This is a genomic window from Acinetobacter calcoaceticus (assembly GCF_900520355.1).
Taxonomy (GTDB): domain Bacteria; phylum Pseudomonadota; class Gammaproteobacteria; order Pseudomonadales; family Moraxellaceae; genus Acinetobacter; species Acinetobacter calcoaceticus_C.
The window spans coordinates 1,220,989-1,236,617 of the sequence record NZ_LS999521.1 but is presented as its reverse complement, the minus strand read 5'-3'; the positions used below and the strand labels follow the sequence as shown (position 1 = coordinate 1,236,617).

Genomic DNA, 15,629 nt, shown 5'->3' with positions numbered 1-15,629 from the left:
CTTAGCCATTCCCACTTTTTAAAAAGTCTAAAAATCTATATCGCTCTACTCTACTTAATAGATCTAGATTATTATATTTAGCTTAGGCTATATCTAATATGTGCTTTAAATTTTGCTTAGCTCTTAACTCAAAATTCTTTTGAAAATATGCAGTTTGGTAAAGTGGCTTAGTCTGATAAAAATGCGTTAAAACTTCTTTTCTTTTAATTGAATATACTTGTGGGTCAACCCAAGAATATTCCTGTTGAATCTGCTGTTCATACTCCGTAAAACGTTCAGGTGTTGCTGCCAAAATAGCTAAATCAATATCTAATAAAAACTGTAAATCTGGGACATCAGTCGACACATGCTTTTGGGTAGCAAGAATCCACTGTTTTATTTTCTGAACTGTATTTACTGTTAAGTCTTGAGCCATATATTGCTCAAAGAGTTCAGCACTTTTAAGCTCATTGTCTTTGGCTTGTGGATCATAGATAACATCATGAAAATAAATTGCCAATGCCACTGCAGGCGCATCATTTAATTCTGCTCGAATTGACTCGAACAGAATTAAACATTCATATAAATGTTGAACAGTATGATAAGCCCGCTGCTTTTCACTATAAGCAGCGATGAGTATATCTAAGATTTTTTGCGGCCCAGATAAGTGATAATACTGATGCAGCTCAAACCAAACATGTTCCAATTTTGATAAATAAAGCTGCATCATAAAATACTATCCTTTCTTAGGATTATTGCTCATCTCGCTTAAATACCAGTTCTTTTGCTGATGAGTTTTCAGCATCAAAGTAGTATCCATCAGTATTAAACGCTTTAATATCCTCAGCTTTATTTAACTGGTTTTCAATCATAAAACGAGCCATTAAACCGCGTGCTTTTTTCGCATAGAAACTAATGACTTTATATTTGCCATTTTTCTGGTCAAGAAAAACAGGCTTAACAATTTCAGCCTTAATTTTCTTCTCGTTGACCGATTTGTAGTACTCATCTGAAGCTAGATTTACAAGTAATTCAGATTTAGTTTCATGCAAGTCTTCATTAATCTGGTTGGTGATAATCTCACCCCAGAATTCATACAAATTATGACCACGTAAATTTTTTAATTTAGTGCCCATTTCTAGACGATAAGGCATCATTAAATCTAAAGGACGTAATAAACCATATAAGCCAGATAGCATACGTAAATGCTGCTGTGCAAAATCAATATCTTTGTCTTTTAAATGATAAGCATCTAAACCTGTATATACATCACCTTTAAATGCATAGATCGCTTGACGAGCATTTGAAAAATCAAATTCGGGCTTCCAATCTCTAAAGCGATTAACATTAAGTGTGGCAATTTTCTCACTCACACTCATTAAACTCGCAATTTCCGATGCAGAAAGTTTGCAACACACATCAATTAATTGTGCTGAGTTCTCTAGCAATCGTGGTTGAGTAAATTCATCTGTGGGTAAAGCTGTTTCATAATCTAAAGTTTTTGCAGGAGAAATTAAAGCAAGCATAGACAACCTGAAAAAATTATTCTTAATCCCAACTATAACAGTAGATATTTTTTAATGCTAACTCGTGTTTTCAATGACGACTATCGGTAAAATAGCACCACGTATTGTTATTTAGCGGTTCTTATATGTCTGAGCAAACTTTCATCCAGGGTCCAGTAGGTAAAATTGAACTTTTTGTAGACCGCCCTGAAGGTGAAATCAAAGGCTTTGCGGTTGTATGCCATCCGCATCCATTGCAAGGTGGAACCCCTCAACATAAAGTCCCAGCACTTTTAACCCAAATCTTTAATGAATATGGCTGTATTGTTTATCGTCCGAGTTTCCGCGGCTTAGGCGGCAGTGAAGGTATTCATGATGAAGGCCATGGCGAAACTGAAGATATTTTAGCTGTAATTGAACATGTTCGTAAGCTTCATGAAGGCTTGCCATTTTATGCAGGTGGCTTCAGTTTCGGTTCACATGTTATGGCAAAATGCTTTGCACAACTTAATCCTGAATTACAACCTGTACAGTTAATTCTATGTGGTTTACCAACGGCTACCGTAGTGGGCTTGCGCCACTATAAAACACCTGAAATTCAAGGTGATATTCTACTCATTCATGGTGAGCAAGATGACATTACCTTGCTTTCAGATGCAATTGCATGGGCAAAACCGCAAAAGCACCCAATTACGATTTTACCAGGCGCTAATCATTTCTTTACAGGCTATTTAAAACAGCTTCGCCAAATCATTACACGCTTTATTATCATGAAATAAATTGTGGTTTGATGGGCATAGATTGAGTCTATGTCCATCATTTCATGAGCCCTGTAACGACTAAAAATTATTCCAACTTAAACCAAAACGGGCCAAATATTTTTTCACTCGGTCGCTATCATTTGTTCGCCATAATTTCTATAAAATTTTATAAGTGTCTATAATATACAATACGCATTTGACTTAAAAACTCCAAGAATATGCTTCATTTTAATTTTTTAGGTACGTCATCGGGTGTACCCACTCTTTCACGCAATGTTTCAGGATTAGCGATTCGTAACAACAAAAATAAGGACTGGATTTTAATTGATGCTGGAGAAGGTACTCAGCACCGCATTCAACAGGCCAGACTTTCGCTACAAAACCTAATTGCCATTTGTATTACACACGTTCACGGCGACCATTGTTATGGTTTAGTTGGTTTACTGGCAAGTGCAGGCATGAATGCCCGTACAAAACCGTTAATAGTCATTGCACCAAAAGAAATTCAGCAATGGTTTGAAATCACTGCCCGACTTACGGATTTGCATTTACCCTACCCAATCAAATTTATTGATGTTAATGAAGCAATACAGCCACAACAGCTCACCGATGAATTCATCGTTCAGGCACATCCATTAAGCCATCGTGTTCCAAGTTTTGCTTTTAGCATTTACATAAAGTCTATGCAGAAAAAGTTAGATATCCAAACTTTAACTCAGCTTGGCGTACCTAAAGGCAAGATTTGGGGTGATTTAAAACAAGGCTACGATGTTGAGTTTGAGGGACAAATCTTAAAATCTAAAGACTTTATCAAAATTCAAAATCAGCAGATTCATGCAATTATAGGTGGTGATAATGATCAGCCTGAACTATTAGCCGATGCTTGCAAAGATGCTCAATTACTCATCCATGAATCAACGTATTTGCAAAAGGTTTTAGATAAAGTAGGCAAAGGACCAATGCACAGCTCTGCAAAAATGGTGGCTGAATTTGCAGAGCAGCAATCTTTGGATAATTTAATTCTGACGCATTTTAGCCCTAGGCATCAGGATAAAGCTGGACAGCAAGCTATTGCTGAAGAAGTCCGCCAGTTTTATAAAGGCCATTTTTATTTAGCAAATGATTTTGATGAGTTTACTTTAAACGAAGCCGGACAACTTTTAAAAATCGAATAAAAATCATATGAGTTATAAAATCGAATTTATCGAGTTAGGTACAAATCATTTTCATGTAAAGGTCAACGTTTAAGAAGCTCACTAATGAGCTTCTTATTTCTAAAAAATTACTTTACAGATGCTAAAGCCGTCACCAACAACTTCCAGCATTTCTCTACCGTATCTACTTTTACTCGCTCACCCGGTGCATGCGCTCCTTGAATGTCTGGTCCAAATGAAACCATCTGCAAATCAGGATAATGCTCGGCAATAATCCCGCACTCTAGTCCTGCATGAATTACTTTGAGATTTGGCTCGATATTAAAAGCGGTCTGATAGGCTTGCTGTAAGCACTTTAAAGCAGCCGAATCAGGATTTGGTGTCCAACCTGAAACTAACGGTGTGAGTGTAGAGCCAATATTAAATTGACTAAAATGTGCCTGAATTTTCTTTGCAAAATCTTCAGCTTCTTGATTTACCATTGAGCGAACCATTAAAACAGCTTTTCCACCCTCTCGATTTAGTTTTACAACCCCAAGATTATTTGAAGTTTCAACCACGTCTGGTAGAGCCTGACTCATACTTGCAACACCATATGGGCTTGTTGCCAAAGCTTGCAACCATTCGTTTTGCTGTTGCTGAGTAATCACTCCCGTCACGTCAGCGCTATTCGGTTGAATAGTTAATTGCAGATTATCATCAATACCCTGTAGCTGTTTTTTCCATGTCGTTTGATATTCAGCAAGTAACTTTTCTAGTTCTGGTAACTGATTAGGCGAAATTGCAATAGTGGCAACTGCTTCTCTAGGCAACGCATTACGAGCTGAACCACCACTAAACTCAACAAGATGTCCGCCAAATTGTGCTAAATACTCATTTAAAAAGCGAGCTAAAATAACGTTGGCATTGCCACGTCCTAAATGAATATCTACACCAGAATGACCACCTTTGAGGCCTGCAACCTGAATGTTTACAATGGTCAAATTTTCAGGGATTTTTTCATAATTAAGTAGCTGTTCCATTTCAACATCAATACTACCAGCACATCCGAGATATAACTCGCCCCACTCTTCTGTATCAATATTAAACAACCATTTGCCTTTTAGCACACCTGCCTGTAAAAGCCGTGCGCCACTCATGCCTGCTTCTTCATCAACCGTTAAAAGAACTTCAATTGGTCCATGAGCAATATCATTTGAATCTAAAACGGCTAAAGCCAATGCCACTCCAATGCCATTATCTGCACCTAATGTAGTGTCTTTGGCAATTAACCAGCCATCCTCAAGAACTGGGCGAATCGGGTCTTTAAAGAAGTCGTGTACTGTGCCAGTGTTGGCTTGTGTGACCATATCTAAATGGCCTTGAAGAATCACTCCGGGCACATGCTCTTTACCCGCAGTCGCATTCTTACGAACAATTAAATTTCCTACTTCATCTACATAAGTTTCTAAATTTCGACTTTCTGCCCAATCTTGCAAATATTGGCGAAGTTGCTGTTCATGTTTTGATGGACGAGGAATTGTGCAAAGTGTTTGAAAATGTTGCCAAACGACTTGAGGAGATAAGTTCGAAAAATCAAATGACACCATATATTTATACTCTCACAAATATTCTTAATAAACGTAGGTTTATTAAAAGATAAGAATTTATCAGCGCAGTTTTAGCTTTTTATTAAAATCGACGCTGATAAATTAAAAAATGGCTTTAAATGTAGAATATATTAGATATAAAAATCAAAGCTAAATTTCACGAACCAAACGGAATCCCCACATAATTGAACGAGCTTGTGAGGTTACATAAGCATTACGATAAGCAGTTCGTACATTATAAGTGTTATATATCCATGCTCCTCCACGTAAAACTGGGAAATTACACTGTCCATTATTTTCCTCACCCCAACGACGATTCACGCTAGGAGCACTTTCATAATTTGAATGCCAACAATCATCCACCCATTCTCGTGCGTTGGCACTCATATCATATAAACCAAAATTGTTTGGTAAAAATTTCCCGACTGGTGACGTAAATGCATAACCATCCGTACAATTAAATAGATTCCAACCACTTGTTTGGGGTAGTGCTACCGCTGTAGTTGGATCTAATACATTTGCATATTTACAAGCTTGATCAAGATTAAGGTCATCTCCCCAATAATATGCTGTTGTCGTTCCAGCACGCGCTGCATATTCCCACTCAACTTCTGTTGGTAGACGGTATGTCTGACCTGTTTTTTTAGATAACCATTTCGCAAATTCTCTTCCATCTTCACGGCGTACACATACAACAGGATCCTGAAGTGTTTGATTCATACCCGAATTATTTGGATTTAAATCATCTCGATACCACATATTGAAAACACCATCGCGCGTTTCCCAATTACGGCATCCCTCGACTTCCCATCCAGTTTCTTTTTGGAAAGCCTGAAACTCAGCAATTGTTGTTTCATAAGTTGACATTGCAAATGGTTTTTCGATTTGTACTAAGTGTTGAGGTAATTCATATGGTCGAGATTGAGACGGTACATTTTGTTGTTCTTGCTCATTTATGTTTCCACCCATAAAAAAACTACCAGATGGAATAACCGTCATTTCTGGACAAAAACTATCTGAACAATCTTTAAATTTGGACTTTGCTAATGTTGATTGATTAATATTAATATTTGTTAATGAAGCTAATTTAATTTCAGGATTCATATCGGGCGGATTATTTATTTGACGAATTAATAAATTAATTGTTCCTTGCCATTCACTTAACATTTCTCTTAGCATGGCAGGCCGCTCAATACTTACTCCTGTTCCATCATAGTCGGGGGCATTACACCTCACTCTTAATACAGTCGACTCATCGGTAAGCTGAGCTAGTTTAGGAATAATTTGATTATCAAGAAAAACTCCTAAATTATCTGAACTAGCGATATTAGCTCTTAGTTCTGCCGCTGATTTTTGAGCAATTGCCACCTCACCGATAACTTTAGAATAGACACTATCACACTGATTTTCTTGCCATACTAAATTTTGCTTAAGATTCTCCAAGGAAGTAATAGTTTCTTCTAACAGCTTCTGATTAGTTGAATTTATGGTTGTATCTTGATCATCACTATTACACGCTGATAATAAGGAGATAATCAATATACCAAAGCCTTTTGAATAATAACTGGAAATTATATTCATGTTAATTCTCTGTAAAATAATATAAATAAGAAGAAGAAATTGAGTAGTTTTTTGTTAAAAAGCATTTTTAAATTAATAGAAAATTAGTTCAAAATGCAAACAATATTATTTTTTCGTTTGTTAATTTTTATTAAATAATGTCACTACAAAAATAAATAATTCTTATCAATATTAATAAATTAAAAGGGTGAACAAATATGTTCACCCTTACTTCATAAAAATATAATTAATTGATCAAGACTTCCAAATAAATTGTGAAAAACTCTGATCAGCTTTCAGACTATTTTCAACTGCCTGTGCAAGCTGACGAATGATGCTTTGTGTTTCAATTTTCTCAAACCAATCTTGCTCTTCATCGGGATTGGCAGAAATTTCACACATCAAATGCCCATCATGGTCTGTTTTTTGACAAGTAATAGACAAGGGTAAAAGATGATTATCAATACTGACTTCTACTTTTTCATGTTCATGCACAATATGCTGCGCATCAAAACCATAATGTTCCAATTGTTTAAATAATAAAGCCGCGACATATTCTTGGGTGATATGGCATTCATTTGGTGGATGATCAAGCACCCCATGTTGTGGGCAACTGGCAATAAATTGTAATTTTTTCATCCTTTGTCCTAACACTTTTATCATTATCTGCACTTAGCATAAGCAATAAACAAACAGCAGCCAAGCATTTAGCCCGCTGCTGCCGTTGCTATTGTGTTAGCAATTATAAAATGTGTTAGGTAAAAAGTTATTGGCTAACTTCAATCGTTAAGCCTGCACGATTCGCCAACTCAGTAAAAGTTGGGAAGCTTGTCGCAACTGTTTCCGTACCCTGAATCGTAATCGGACCAGAATTACGAAGGCCTGCCATACTAAAGCTCATGGCAATACGATGGTCATGGTGTGATTCAACTTCACCACCTGTAAAGATTGGTGACCAATCGCCAGACTTACCCTTGCCTTCAATAATGATGCCATCTTCAGTTGGTGTGCAATCAATACCCATAATTTTTAAGCCATCTGCCATCACTTGAATGCGGTCAGACTCTTTCACGCGAAGCTCTGCTGCGCCAGTTAATACGGTCTGTCCTTCAGCACAAGCTGCTGCAATAAATAATGCTGGGAATTCATCGATTGCTAAAGGCACTTGGTCTTCTGGCATATGAATGCCTTTAAGTGTACGCGAGCCTTTAATATGAATATCAGCAATAGGTTCACCGCCTGCAATACGCTCATTTTCAACAGTTAGGTCAGCACCCATTTGTTTTAAAATTTCGATTACGCCAGTACGCGTTGGGTTAATCCCTACTGCTTCAAGCACAACGTCTGCACCTTCAGTAATTGCAGCACCCACCATAAAGAAAGCAGCAGATGAAATATCCGATGGTACTTGAATATCAGTACCTACTAATTTGCCGCCACCAACTAGAGAAATTTTGTTGCCTTCAGTTTTAACATCATAACCAAATGCACGAAGCATACGTTCAGTATGGTCACGTGTTGGCTCTGGTTCTGTCACAGAAATTTCACCTTCAGCCCATAAGCCAGCCAGTAAAATACCAGACTTCACTTGAGCAGATGCCATTGGTAAATCGTATTGAATCGCTTTTAATTGTTGACCGCCAGTAATGCTGACAGGTGGTGTACCTTTTTCACCCGTAGTTCGAATTTGTGCGCCCATTAAACGCAATGGTTTAGCAATACGCTCCATTGGACGTTTAGAAAGTGAAGCATCACCTGTCATGACAGAATCAAACTTTTGAGCTGATAACATACCTGAAAGCAAACGCATGCTTGTTCCAGAGTTGCCCATATATAAAGCACTTACTGGTGCTTTTAAACCATGCATGCCTACACCATGAATAGTCACTTCACCATTGTTAGGACCTTCAATACTTACTCCCATATCACGGAAAGCTTGCAAAGTTGCTAATGCATCTTCACCTTCAAGGAAGCCAGTGACATGAGTAGTGCCTTCGGCAATAGCACCAAACATAATGGAGCGATGTGACACAGATTTGTCACCCGGTACGGTAAATTTACCTTTAAAAGTTTTATTTCCCGGTAAGATACTGAATTGCTGTGTCACCTTATTTTTCTCCATTAAAGGTTTTTTGGCTAACATATGATTGAAGTGCTGACGTGCTGCTTGAGCATGGCCGAGTAAACCCATTAATGCATGAGAATCTTCGTTTTCAATCAATTTTCTAAGTACTGTAAGCTGTTTTTCAAAACCATCTACAGCATTTAATATGGCTGTTTTATTGGCAAAGAAAATGTCATGCCACATTTGTGGATCACTGGCAGCAATCCGCGAAAAGTCACGAAAACCACCTGCTGCATAACGGAAAATATCGAGATTATCTTCACGGTTCGCAAGTTGCTCGACCAGATTAAATGCCATTAAATGTGGTAGATGACTCGTATGTGCCAGCACTTCATCATGCTTGGCAACATCCATACAAATGACTTCAGCTTTTGCTGCCGACCAAAGTTGAATCAGTTTATTAACAGCCCATTCTGCACTTGTTGGTAACGGCGTTAAAATCACTTTATGATTTGCAAATAAGTCAACTTTACCCGCGTGAACACCTGTGTGTTCACTACCCGCAATAGGATGCCCCGGTACAAAACCTTCTGGTAAATCTTCACCAAATACAGCTTTCGCTGCATCAACGACATTACCTTTTGTGCTTCCTACATCGGTTAAAATTGTGGTTGCCGACAAATAAGGTTTAATTTGCTCAAGCACTTTTTGTGTAGCACGCACTGGCAAGGCTAAAACGACTAAATCTGCCCCTTTCACGGCTTCAACCGGATCAGAAAATCCTTCGTGTATTAAACCAAGTGATTTTGCATCTTCTAAAGTTTTATGTGAGCGTGTAGATGCCACAATAGTTGTCGCCAACTTTTCTGCAACAATAACACGAGCTAAACTCGACCCGATGAGTCCTAAACCAATAAATGCAACTTTTTTAAATAGGGGTTGTGACATAACTTCAACTTTGCTTTTGCTCAAAGATATTTAAACCATTGAGCAATTTGTTTTTAAGCATAATGACATGCTTATCTTCATGCATGTCATTATTCCAACATAAGTGATTACAGAACAGCGGCAGGATAAGAACCTAAAATACGGATCTCTTTCACCATTGGGCGAATATCATTAATCGCAGCAGCAACATTCTCTTGTTCGATATGCCCTTCTAAATCGATAAAGAATACATATGCCCATTTTTCAGGTAATGCTGGACGAGTCTCAATACTTGTTAAGCTAATATTATGTTTTGCAAATGGCGCTAAAATTTCTAATAAAGCACCCGCACGGTCATGCGCTGAAATCAATAACGATGTTTTATCATTGCCACTTTGTGGAATTTTTTCACGGCCAATGACTAAGAATCGTGTTGTGTTTTCCGGATTATCTTCAATATTGCTATGTAAGATTTCAAGGTTATACATGCCTGCTGCAATATCAGATGCAATCGCTGCCGAATGCCATTCATTACGAATACGACGTGCAGCTTCTGCATTTGAGTTTAAAGCAACGCGCTCAACACCCGGATAATGCGCATCTAACCATTGGCGACATTGAGCCAAAGTTTGTTGATGAGCATAAATCTGCTTAATACTGTCTTTACGTGTATTTTCAGAAACAAGAAATTGATGATGAATACGTAATTCAACTTCACCAATCACATTTAAATTCGATGTTTTGAAGCAATCTAAAGTATGGTTCACAACACCTTCAGATGAGTTCTCGACTGGAACCACACCGTAATGTGCACTGCCTGCTTCCACTTCACGGAAGACTTCATCAATGGTTGGAAGTGGACGTACAACCGCATCTTTACCAAAATGCTTAAGCACAGCAGACTGAGTAAAAGTCCCTTCTGGTCCTAAAAATGCAATACTTTGCGGCGCTTCTAAAGCAAGGCAAGCAGACATAATTTCACGGAACAAACGCGCCATGGTTACATCAGACAAAGGACCTTGGTTGCGCTCCATGACTTTACGTAATACCTGCGCTTCACGCTCAGGACGATAAAACAAAGGATTCTCTTCAGAAGCAAATTTAGCTTTTGCAACAGCTTCAGCAAGGCTTGCGCGTCGATTTAATAATTCTTGAATCTGTTGATCTACGCTATCAATATCTTCGCGAATTTGTTCTAAACTAAGAGAAGTCGTTTTGTTTTGATCATCGTTGATCATTAGAATGCAGCCTCAGTAAAATCATCTTTTAAACGAGAGTATAACAATAGTCTGCTTTGATTTGTTAGGCAATATGGCTGTAAGAGCTTTTTTCATTAACCTTTTTGCTCACATTTCTTTGATCACTTTATTTGATAATGATTTTCATTTATCATTTGTGTTATAAATTTTACTATTGTCCATTATGCATAACTCATTTTTCTTTTTACCTTGCTGTTTTCTTCTGAGCTCTTTAATAAGTTGTGCTGCTTTAGCTCAAAATCCTATACAAAATCAATCAAAAATCGTTTTTCAAAATAATCAGGCACAATTTCAAATTAAATCTAAAAATACAGGCCATGATTATTTAATTCAAATCTATAAACCACCCGTTGCCCCACCACAACATGGTTATCCGGTACTTTATATTTTAGATGGAAATGCAACCTTTCCAAGTGCAGTCAATATCGCTCAATCTATTGGCACTGGTTCTACAAAATTAGGTTTAGGCCCGCTGATGATCGTCGCGGTCGGTTACCCTAAACAAAAAACTTTTGATGCACAAAAACGTGCTTATGATTACACGCCAAAACCTTCTGCTGAATTTCAGGCACAAGGTAAATATAAATATGGTGGTGCTGACCAGTTCATCGCATTTTTAAACGATGAGCTCAAACCAGAAATCGCCAAACAGTTTCCAATGAATAGCCAACAACAGAGCCTATATGGACATTCTTTTGGCGGCTTATTTGTGCTTTATCATTTTTTTCAAAAGCCTGCTGCGTTCCAGCGTTACTTTGCTGCAAGCCCATCTCTCTGGTTTGATCAAGGCATGCTATTTCAAAAGTTGAATCAATGGCAAACTCAAAAACCACTCACAGCGCCAATGCTCATGACCACAGTCGGTACACACGAACAAGGCGGGCCTCGCACTCAACTTACTAATACGTTTAATGAAACAGATTTCTTTAAAGCTCTTGAAAATAAACGTTCAGATCAATTTACTTATTGGCATTTTTACAATCCTGCTGAACAGCATATTACTAATTTATATAGTAGCTTACCGAAAGCACTTATGTTTGCTTCGTGCCAAAACTTAGAAAGCTGTAAATCTTTATTTGATGAGCCTACAAAGCAAGCTGCTAAATAAAACATACCTAAATTAAAGAGAAGCATGCCCCCCTCTCTTAAAGATAGATCTATCAAAGCATAGATTGGTTATACTGCTTAAAGATGTCATAACAACAGTAAAATAGAATGAATAAAATTATTGTTTTAGGTCTGCTAAGTTTTATGAGTATTAGCTTAACTGCCTGTGGGGGATGTTCAACACTTGCGGGTTGTAATGGTAGTGATCGTTCCCCGTACTATATCACTTCTGTGAGCAATCAAATCCGAGGTATTACTTTACCGCCTAAAACCAAACTCACTTATCAATCACAACATTTTAAGCAGGAATATGAACAAGCGCATGCATTAAAAGAGAAAAATTTAACTAGCATCACTTTACCAGAACATACTGCAATCGTTTGGGGTGGTATGCCTGTAGACATGTTTGTGCAATTTGCCAATCCCGAGATGAAAGGATTTTCGGTTTATCCAGTACGAGGATTTAGAACAGAATTATCAAATGAGTTTTTACGTTTATGGAAAAGCTGTGAAAGCGATTTAAATATTAATTTAAAGAATCCAAATGACTGGACTTTTAATCCTGAAAATATGGAAATAATTGGTTGTAGTGTCAATATTCAAAAGCGTAGCACCTACACCGAAGATTCAGTTCGTCAAGATGAAGCCGATGAGTTTTTAAGAAAGATTAATCATGCATTACACCAACTACCGAAACAACAAAACTATCCTGTACTTCATCGGCCTGCCAAATAGTAAAAAAACAGCCTACTCGAAGGCAGGCTTTTTTTTAAATCTATTTAATTAGGCTTTACCAATTAATCCACGTGCTACGATTTCTTTCATAATCTCGTTTGTACCACCGTAAATACGTTGAATACGAGCATCTACAAAGAAACGTGAAATTGGATATTCGGTCATATAGCCATAACCACCAAAAAGTTGGAGCAAATTATCTGCGACTTTCATTTGCATATCGCTACTGAAACTTTTCAATGCCGCAGCCGTTTCAACATCAAGTTTGCCTTCTTGATATAAAGCAACGTTTCTTTCATAAAAAGCAGCTGTAGCAAGCTCATCAATTTTTGCTTGTGCCAAAACAAAACGGGTATTTTGGAATTGTGAAATGGGTTGACCAAATGCTTGGCGTTCTTTTACATACGCTGTTGCCAAATCAATTGCGCCGCGAATTGCCCCAATTGCAGTAGATGCAATGGCAGTACGTTCACGTGGTAATTCTTGCATTAAATAAGTAAAACCCTGCCCCGCTTGACCAAGCAACTGGTCTTTCGGTACTTTCACATTGTCAAAAAACAACTCAGAGGTATCTTGAGAATGTAGGCCAATTTTGTCGAGGTTGGTTCCTTTTTTAAAGCCTTCTAAGTGAGTGTCAGCTAATAATAATGAAACACCTTTTGCACGCGCTTGAGGATCTGTTTTTACTGCAAGTACAACAAGATCAGCATGTTGTCCATTTGAAATAAATGTTTTTGAACCATTTAATAAATAATGATCGTCTTGCAAGATGGCACTGGTACGCATTGATTGTAAATCCGAACCTGCTCCTGGCTCAGTCATACCAATTGCACCAACGACTTCACCTGTTACCATTTTCGGTAGCCAGTATTGTTTTTGCTCTTCTGTCCCAATATGTAGAATATAGGGTGCAGCAATTTCAGAGTGGCAAGAAATGGCTGTTGATAATGCACAAAAACCAGCACGTGCAGACTCTTCAACGAGCATTAACGAATAGTATGTTGGAACTCCATAACCACCATATTCTTCTGGAATATCCACGCATAAATAGCCATTTTCACCCAGTTGATTCCAAACTGAACGAGGCATGATTCCTTCGCGTTCCCATTGGTCGTAGTGAGGCGCAATATGCTCACTCATAAAACGTTTAAAATTATCACGGAATAATTCTAAATCTGCATCGTATGCCAACATAATATTTTCCTTCAGCTTTATTGTTTTATCGAATCTCGTTGTTGTGCATGCTAATCATTTTTTTAGCCACTGTCATGGCATAGCCGCTCATTAAAACTGTACTTTTCAGTCAGCCAATAAAAAAGGAAGCTTTAGCTTCCTTTTTTATATAGGTTTATTTGAATTAATCTAGACCTTCAGCGACTTGAGGAGTTTTTGGTTCCATCATTTTTCTGTCGACTTCATCAGGATTATTTAAGGCATCGTTGAGCTTATCTTTATCTAAAGCGCCGACCCATTTAGCAACCACAATCGTTGCTAAAGAGTTACCAACAAGGTTGGTTAAAGCACGGGCTTCTGACATGAACCGATCAATACCTAAAATCAATGCCAAACCTGCAACTGGAATATGTCCTACAGCAGATAAAGTTGCTGCCATCACAATAAAGCCAGAGCCCGTTACACCTGCAGCACCCTTAGATGAAATTAAGAGAACCAGCAATAAAGTGATCTGATGTTGAATATCAAGCTGTGTATTCGTTGCCTGAGCAATAAAGATTGCAGCCATGGTCAAATAAATTGACGTGCCATCAAGATTAAATGAATAACCTGTTGGAATGACTAAACCGACGACTGATTTTTCACAACCTGCAATTTCAAGTTTACGTAACATACGCGGCAGAACAGATTCAGAAGAAGATGTACCAAGTACAATTAATAGCTCTTCACGAATCAGGCGAATCATCTTGAGGATACTGAATCCACTAATACGGCTGATTGTACCCAAGATCAAGAAGATAAAGAGTAAACATGTAATATAGAAACAGAGAATTAATTGCCCTAATTGTACGAGTGAACCAACGCCATATTTACCGATGGTGAATGCCATCGCACCAAATGCACCAATCGGAGCCAGTTTCATGATCATATTCACAATGTTAAAGAACACATGTGCAACTTGATCAATAAATTTTAAAACTGGACGTCCAGCATCACCTAACTTATGTAAAGCAAACCCAAAGAGAATTGCAAAAAGAAGGACTTGTAAGATTTCACCATTTGCAAATGCACCAACAACCGTATCTGGAATAATGTGCATTAAGAAATCAATGGTAGATTGTGACTCACCAGAACTGACGTATTTTTGAATGCCCGAGGTGTCTAGCGTTGTAGGATCGATATTCATTCCTACACCTGGTTTAGCAATGTTAATTACAACAAGGCCAATCAGAAGTGCAACTGTTGAAACGATCTCAAAGTATAATAATGCAACGCCGCCCGTTTTCCCGACTGACTTCATGCTTTCCATGCCAGCAATACCGCTTACCACGGTACAGAAAATAACAGGGGCAATGATCATCTTGATCAAACGAATAAAGGCATCACCTAATGGCTTGAGTTGCTCACCTAAACCTGGGATATGTTGTTCGACACCATTGACAATTTGCGTTGTGCTTGGGGAAAAATGCCCTACCAAAACACCCGCAATAATCGCAACAATCACTTGAAAATAAAGTGATTTATAAATCGGTTTTTTAGCCATAACTTTACTTCAATCTATATTTCCAAGTCCGTTGGAAATACCAAAATGAAACGTCTATTCTTTACGAATACACAGCCCTAACCTTTCACATGAACACCGCAAAAGGGAAACGGTTCTTTGTAAACAAAAAACCTTCCTACTACCTCAATGAAAACAAAAAAGTTGTTTTCTAAAACAGGAGAATACCTAAAGTTTCTAACCACTTTGAGTAGTTAGAAATAACCTCTTACTCTTTCAATAAAAAGCTGAAGATATAGGAGAATCACAGAAAA

The 15,629-nt window shown here is 37.8% G+C and carries 13 protein-coding genes; 4 read left to right on the top strand and 9 right to left on the bottom strand.

Annotated elements, in window-relative coordinates; translation table 11 throughout:
- Positions 1-82: 82 nt before the first annotated feature.
- Positions 83-709, bottom strand: a complete 627-nt coding sequence (locus AC2117_RS05825) for a metal-dependent hydrolase (protein WP_133972559.1) — start codon at positions 707-709, stop codon at positions 83-85.
- 22 nt (positions 710-731) lie between these two features.
- Positions 732-1,505 carry a peroxide stress protein YaaA gene (yaaA, locus tag AC2117_RS05820; protein ID WP_133972557.1) on the bottom strand — a complete coding sequence of 258 codons (774 nt, stop codon included), beginning with the start codon at positions 1,503-1,505 and terminating at the stop codon, positions 732-734.
- 125 nt (positions 1,506-1,630) lie between these two features.
- On the opposite strand from yaaA, the gene AC2117_RS05815 reads away from it, so the two are divergent.
- Together AC2117_RS05815 and AC2117_RS05810 are read left to right on the top strand one after the other, a co-directional pair.
- The gene (locus AC2117_RS05815; protein ID WP_133972555.1) at positions 1,631-2,263 is read left to right on the top strand and encodes an alpha/beta hydrolase; all 633 of its coding nucleotides are present in this window, start codon (positions 1,631-1,633) and stop codon (positions 2,261-2,263) included.
- Between the two features lie 200 nt (positions 2,264-2,463).
- Positions 2,464-3,420 (top strand): ribonuclease Z, encoded by a 957-nt coding sequence (locus tag AC2117_RS05810; protein WP_133972553.1) that lies wholly within the window; start codon positions 2,464-2,466, stop codon positions 3,418-3,420.
- 107 nt (positions 3,421-3,527) lie between these two features.
- On the opposite strand, the gene AC2117_RS05805 is transcribed toward AC2117_RS05810, so the two are convergent.
- The 5 genes from AC2117_RS05805 to pheA form a co-directional block, all read right to left on the bottom strand.
- On the bottom strand, positions 3,528-4,988 hold the full coding sequence (locus AC2117_RS05805) for an aminoacyl-histidine dipeptidase (RefSeq protein WP_133972551.1): 1,461 nt from the start codon (positions 4,986-4,988) through the stop codon (positions 3,528-3,530).
- 150 nt (positions 4,989-5,138) lie between these two features.
- Positions 5,139-6,569, bottom strand: a complete 1,431-nt coding sequence (locus AC2117_RS05800; protein WP_171459055.1) for a formylglycine-generating enzyme family protein — start codon at positions 6,567-6,569, stop codon at positions 5,139-5,141.
- A gap of 234 nt (positions 6,570-6,803) precedes the next feature.
- Positions 6,804-7,187: a hypothetical protein gene (locus tag AC2117_RS05795; protein WP_133972549.1), complete on the bottom strand. Its 384-nt coding sequence runs from the start codon at positions 7,185-7,187 to the stop codon at positions 6,804-6,806.
- Between the two features lie 127 nt (positions 7,188-7,314).
- A complete protein-coding gene (locus tag AC2117_RS05790) occupies positions 7,315-9,561 on the bottom strand; it encodes a bifunctional prephenate dehydrogenase/3-phosphoshikimate 1-carboxyvinyltransferase (RefSeq protein WP_197730993.1) in 2,247 nt (748 codons plus the stop codon).
- Positions 9,562-9,668: 107 nt separating this feature from the next.
- Positions 9,669-10,778, bottom strand: a complete 1,110-nt coding sequence (pheA, locus tag AC2117_RS05785) for a prephenate dehydratase (protein WP_003650703.1) — start codon at positions 10,776-10,778, stop codon at positions 9,669-9,671.
- Between the two features lie 184 nt (positions 10,779-10,962).
- Here pheA and AC2117_RS05780 point away from each other — a divergent pair, with 184 nt between their 5' ends.
- The gene (locus AC2117_RS05780; protein WP_133972545.1) at positions 10,963-11,907 is read left to right on the top strand and encodes an alpha/beta hydrolase; all 945 of its coding nucleotides are present in this window, start codon (positions 10,963-10,965) and stop codon (positions 11,905-11,907) included.
- Positions 11,908-12,014: 107 nt separating this feature from the next.
- Positions 12,015-12,641, top strand: a complete 627-nt coding sequence (locus AC2117_RS05775) for a hypothetical protein (protein ID WP_133972543.1) — start codon at positions 12,015-12,017, stop codon at positions 12,639-12,641.
- Positions 12,642-12,689: 48 nt separating this feature from the next.
- On the opposite strand, the gene AC2117_RS05770 is transcribed toward AC2117_RS05775, so the two are convergent.
- Both AC2117_RS05770 and AC2117_RS05765 read right to left on the bottom strand, forming a co-directional pair.
- A complete protein-coding gene (locus tag AC2117_RS05770) occupies positions 12,690-13,835 on the bottom strand; it encodes an acyl-CoA dehydrogenase family protein (RefSeq protein ID WP_133972541.1) in 1,146 nt (381 codons plus the stop codon).
- Between the two features lie 163 nt (positions 13,836-13,998).
- On the bottom strand, positions 13,999-15,357 hold the full coding sequence (locus AC2117_RS05765; protein ID WP_133972539.1) for a dicarboxylate/amino acid:cation symporter: 1,359 nt from the start codon (positions 15,355-15,357) through the stop codon (positions 13,999-14,001).
- Positions 15,358-15,629: the final 272 nt, after the last annotated feature.